This window comes from Halomonas sp. (assembly GCF_052095695.1).
Lineage (GTDB): Bacteria > Pseudomonadota > Gammaproteobacteria > Pseudomonadales > Halomonadaceae > Vreelandella.
Genome location: NZ_JBQDLQ010000140.1, coordinates 1 through 5,446, shown reverse-complemented (window position 1 = coordinate 5,446; position 5,446 = coordinate 1). Strand labels below are relative to the sequence as shown.

The 5,446-nt window shown below is 53.6% G+C and carries 4 protein-coding genes; 1 reads left to right on the top strand and 3 read right to left on the bottom strand.

Annotated elements, in window-relative coordinates:
- The 3 genes from ACTH5D_RS17115 to ACTH5D_RS17105 form a co-directional block, all read right to left on the bottom strand.
- On the bottom strand, positions 1 to 660 hold a 660-nt coding region (locus ACTH5D_RS17115), incomplete at its 3' end, for an SDR family NAD(P)-dependent oxidoreductase (RefSeq protein WP_441673347.1).
- Entirely contained in the window at positions 657 to 1,895 is a 1,239-nt protein-coding gene (locus ACTH5D_RS17110) for a capsule biosynthesis protein (RefSeq protein ID WP_441673345.1), read from the bottom strand. The genes ACTH5D_RS17110 and ACTH5D_RS17115, both read right to left, overlap by 4 nt.
- Before the next feature lies 1 nt (position 1,896).
- On the bottom strand, positions 1,897 to 3,912 hold the full coding sequence (locus tag ACTH5D_RS17105) for a capsular polysaccharide biosynthesis protein (protein WP_441673343.1): 2,016 nt from the start codon (positions 3,910 to 3,912) through the stop codon (positions 1,897 to 1,899).
- Positions 3,913 to 4,379: 467 nt separating this feature from the next.
- On the opposite strand from ACTH5D_RS17105, the gene ACTH5D_RS17100 reads away from it, so the two are divergent.
- Positions 4,380 to 5,327 (top strand): AEC family transporter, encoded by a 948-nt coding sequence (locus tag ACTH5D_RS17100; protein ID WP_441673341.1) that lies wholly within the window; start codon positions 4,380 to 4,382, stop codon positions 5,325 to 5,327.
- Positions 5,328 to 5,446 lie beyond the last annotated feature (119 nt).

The following is a 5,446-nucleotide window of genomic DNA, read 5'->3' as shown; positions in this document are numbered from 1 at the left end:
AATCGCCTTAGCGGCGCGCTCGGGTGGCCATTCCCAGGGTTTAGGCCCAGGCATAGCGTCACACATGGGCGAGGTAACATAGCCGGGCATCACCACTGTCACGCCAATGCCGTGAGGGGCTAGCAGCCCGCGAAGGCCTTCGCCGTAGGCTTTTATGCCTGCTTTGCTAGCGCTGTAGCTGGGCGTAGTGGGCAATCCGTGCCATGCGGCAAGCGAGCTAATAAAGACCAGTTGGCCGCTGCCGCGGTTTTGCATAGCCGGCACTAAATGCTGTGCCATGGCGATAGGCGTTTTGAGGTTAAGATCTAGCAGCGCTTGTACTTCTCCCCAGGGCTCTAACATGTTGGCTCCTTGGGGGTGGGTGTTTTTGCCCGCATTAGCGATGACGATATCCGGAACTTGGTTGGTGCAGAGCTGGTTCAGCCAGGCTTTCAGAGCATGATTATCGGTTAGGTTGATGGTCGAAAGCGTGACATTTGCACCCTGCTGGCGGCAAATCTCGGCCAGGGCCTCTAGTTTATTCTGCTGTCGTCCGTGCAGAATTAGCTGCGTATTCGGAGCTGCGTAGGCACGCGCCAAGGCGCCGCCAATGGCACCGGTCGCGCCGGTGATCAGAACGCACCGGTGGTGGTTTGCAGCTGCTTTCTGAAGGGGGGTCATAGCAGTTCCTCCAGCGGCGACGGGCAGGCTTCGAGTACCCGCGCGGCGTTGTCGACGGCTAAATCGATGCTAGGCTGGCAGTAATAGCCGCCATTGATTTGAACTGCATGCATCACCGTTTTCTGAAAGTAGCCAAACAGCTCTGCGCTAGGCGGCTGTGGCTGCTGCCAAAAATCTTCAAGGCTGCCTTGGTCGGTGAGGCCCGCCAGGTGGTAGATAGGGTCGCTGAGTGCGAACGTTGGGCAGTGTTTTTCAAGCGAAACGATGCCCACCGTACTGTTAACGGTTACGTTGCCTTTGGCGTGCTTGAGCAGCGCGTTAAGGTCGCCAGATTCCAGGTAAACAATGCGCCCTTGCAAGCCGTAGTGATCAGCGAGCCGGCTGATGATTTTAGGGTAGTTGGTAAGCCCCATATCCAGCGGATGATTCTTTATGCACAGCATCGCATCGCTGGGTGCGTGCTGTGCAAATGAGCCCATGACATGCTCCATCACTTCCTGCATATCGGTGTAGGGTGAGTGGTGGCGGATCTGGGCGTCGCTGTTTAATTGCAGTGGCAGCATAAAGTAGGGGCGGCCGCTCTCAATCAGTTGTTTGATACGCTGGGCGTCGCGTTTTTTCCAGAATTTTAGCTGGGTAAAGCGCTTAAGGTAGCCTGCATACTCAACGGGGGCGTTAATCGGCGCGTGATTGCGATAGTGGGGCGCGACCAGCGGGTTCGCCAAGCCAGCCAAATGATAACTAACGTCATGCATCGCGCGAATCTTAAAAGAAGATCGAAAGCGTACCGGGGCGGGCGGCTCGGGCAGCGCTTTGCCGGTCTCGTAAAACCAGCGTGGATCACGGGGCAGCAGCGAATGGCCATTAACGCCTTCACGCTCTAAGGTAATCCAAAAGGGGCGAAAGTAGCCTTCTTCAAACACATGAGTGCGCACGCCAGCTGCCGCCGCATTGTCGACCGCGGGGCGGTGAATGGGCCGACGATCACCAAACATCACTTGGTCAGTAATGGCGTATTTTTGCCAAAGTGCTTTGATATAACCGGGTAGCTCGTCTTCAGTGCCGCGAAAGAGGTGGCTTTCGCCATGGGTGCGCTGCCAGTAGGCGATATCGCCTGCATTGAAGTTGACCTTTACAACGCGATGCCCGTCATTCACCAGGCGCTTGGCTAAGCGTGGATAAAATGGTGAGCAAACGCCTTGCAAAAATAAGAATGCACGCTTCGGATGCTTCAACTCAATGCCTTTTAATCAACAAGTTACGATAACAGCGGTAAAGATGCTGTTTCCATGTAAGGGTAGAATGTTGTGCTCTTGCCTGTTCCAACAGGCTAACCACCGTTTCAGCATTGCATAGCTGCCCGGATGCTGGGTCCACATAGCCGGGATACAAAATCAGCGTGCCTGCGACCAGCGCGTCCAACGAGAGCGAACGCGTGCGGCGTGGGCAGCTAAGCGAATCGCGTGTTAACCCCCAGCCAGCATAAAATGGCAGACCATAGGTGCACACTTCACGCTTGCGCAGAAGTGCTTCAAATCCTGTTAAGGAACTCATCGTGTGAACGGCATCAACACGCTCTAATAACGCCGCTATATCGATATCACTGGCCTCTAGATCATACAGGCGATTGGCATTGGTATCGAGTTTCCCAATGCGCGCCCCGCTCAATACGTCAGGGTGGGCTTTATAAATGATAAAGGCGTCCGGGTGGGCGCTACGCACGGCACTTAATAACCCACTATTGGTCGTGATATCGGGCGAGCCTGTCGCAATCGAGGCGTCGCTTTCCACTTGGCCGGGTACCAGGATCGTATAACGCTCCTGAGGTAGATCAATGTCTGTTTGTCCACGCACGTTGTATTTAGACAGCTTGAGCGCCACGAGCCGCTCACGCAGCTGCTGGGCGCGAAGCAGCAGGTCATCGCTAAACGTGGTGCTGTTGAGCAGTGTCTCTAAGTCACTGGATTGGCCGGGGTCGTAATAGATGCCCTGGGAATCAATGACGAGTGACAGCGGCTGAGTTAAGTCGACTCCCAGGCCCACCGAGCGAATAAAGCCATCTTCCATCCGCCATAATGTTTCCATGTGCTGGGCATATTGGCGTTTAAAATTCGCATCAATGCGGCTTGACCAGACCAGTAGCCGCTTTGAATCTGGCTCAGCGATTAGTGCACTCGGCAGCTTTGGCTGATACTCGATCTGAGCGGCGGTGCCTAGAAAATCGCCAATAAAGCGTCGCTTCCAGGATGAAAAGCCACAGGCTAACCATGCACCTCGGTAGCGCTCCTGCTGGCGCTTTTGATCGGTGATCAGGGCGATGGTTTCTTCTAGCGTGGCGGGCTGTTGGGTGTATGGGTTAGCGTAGCGGCAGTAGCGCAAATAGGCCGCGGCAAACACTTCTGTCAGCGTACGCGCTTGGCGGCGTCGATGGCAGGGAATTTGATCAAGTGTTAACCCCCAGCCTGCGTAAAACGGTATGCCGAAACAGTTGACCTGCTTGCCCGCTAGCAGGGCTTCAAAGCCGAGTTGGCTGGTCACCACATAGACGTGGTCCACGTGATCAAAAAGCGCCCAGGGGTTGAGGTCTTCACTGATGACATGGCAACGAGGATGCTCAGCGGCTTTCAGCAGGTGGCCTTGTTTTTTACCCGCGATGACGTCCGGATGAATTTTAACTAAAATGTCAGCATCGGGATGCTCGCTTAAGGCCGCTGCAAGCATCTGCTCAAAGCTTTCAGCACTTGCGCCGCCATAATGGATGGACGCGTCGCCAGCGGTTTGATCAACAACCAATACACGCGCCTGGTTTGATGCCTGAACAGGATGGTCCGCGGCATGGTTATATTTGGATAGCCGATAGCGGGCAATCAACGCCATACAGCGCGCTGCCTGGCTTAGTTCTTCATCATCAAAGGTATCGGTGTTGAGCCAGTTTTCTAAATCAGAAGGGCGCGAGGCATCGTAATAAATGCCGGTATGGTCGACGGCTAAGCTATGCGGCTGAAAGTTATTAACACCCAGGCCTAGCGAACGTAGGAAGCCATCCTCAAGGGCGATATAGGGCAATTGGTGGCGTTGGGCGTACCTCCGAGCACGCACGCTGGTGGGCTTTAATCCCCAGCCGATCACCGCGTCAGGTTTGCGTTTCACGGGATGGATACGTTCAAAACGGTCAAATTCGGTCAGTAGGGCAGGCAGGGCGCTAACCTTACGGATACCTGATGACGTGTAGCCTGCTGTTCGTTTCGCCATAAATAAGGCCGCGGTGAGATGACAAAAGAGTAGGCGGGCGAACATACGTGAAATAACGGTAGGTATCAATTCAGCACTGCTGATTGTGCATGCTGCTGACAAAAACCTGCAATGTAATGCTGAGCGAGATTTTTAAATAGCGGTAGGTGCCCGTATAGCTGGCAGGTTTTAACGCGCGCGCAATGCTCTTTTTTGATAACCTCCTGATGTGAATGTAATTAATAATACTGAGGTTTTAGTTGCAGCGAATGAATGTGGCTTATAGCAAGGTAGTCCGGTGCCATTAACGCAACGTTTGAAATTAAAGCGATTTCCTAGGCCCTGTTGACGTTTCACAATTTGGTTTACAGGCTCGCCCTCTACTATCGATCATTCGTGGCTTAGCCAGTCGACAAACCACGCTTGGAAGTAGAGTATAAGCAGGTACTTAACTTGTTATTACAATTCAGTCTGACCGAGACACCGTTGTGAACCTACTTGAACTGTTTGCCCGCACGCTTGATACCACGCTGCCTGTCTTTGCGATGGTATTTGTTGGCTTAATGCTAAAACGGTTGAAGTGGATCGATAGTACGTTTGTTTCAACCGCCTCGGCGCTTGTGTTCAGGGCTACGCTACCTACCCTAATTTTCCTCAGTTTGATAAAAGCCGACTTAAGCGTTGCGCTGGACGTATCGGTCATGGTTTTTTTTGCTGTGGCCACGCTGGGTCAGTTTCTACTCAGTTGGCTGTGGGCGCATTACCGCGTACCACGCAAAGATCGCGGCATTTATGTGCAAGGAGCGTTTCGAGGCAACTGCGGTGTGGTGGGGCTGGCACTGGCCGCCGGCATGTACGGTAACTATGGCATTTCAGCGGGTAGCCTGCTGCTAGGCGTGGTGATTGTGATGTACAACGCGTTTTCGGTTGTTGTATTGGCATTCTATCAACCGGGCCAATCGACCGACTGGCGCAGTCTGTTAAAACACATAGCCACCAACCCGCTGATTATTTCCGTGTTTGCGGCACTACCTTTTACCGTATTTGCAATCCCGCTCCCCAGCTGGCTGATTACCTCAGGCGATTACTTTGCGTCTTTAACACTGCCGCTAGCATTGATTTGTATCGGTGCAACGCTCTCAGTGTCGAGTATGCGTACCGGTAGCCAGGTAGCCGTAGGCGCAAGCTGGATGAAGATGGTGACGTTGCCGGTGCTTTCCACCTTAGCGGCGTGGATGGTGGGCTTTTCTGGTGAGCAGCTAGGTTTGTTGTTCCTGTTCTTTGCCAGTCCAACCGCTGCGGCAAGCTTTGTAATGGTCAAAGCGATTGGGGGTAATGTTACATTAGCGGCCAATATCATCGCGATCAGCACACTCATGGCGAGCGTCACCGTGACGGTCGGCATTTTTGCACTACGCTTGCTGGGCTGGATTTAGCCTCCTCGGTGGCCCTGCCTAGGCTGACGCGTTATACTGCCGCCCGCTTATTTTAGAAAGCTTAAGTCCCTGTAGCTCAGTAGGATAGAGCAGCCGCCTCCTAAGCGGCAGGTCGCAGG

Coding starts and splice junctions, on each gene's coding strand:
- ACTH5D_RS17105 (WP_441673343.1), bottom strand. CDS start 3,912: ATGGCGAAACGAACAGCAGGCTACACGTCATCAGGTATCCGTAAGGTT.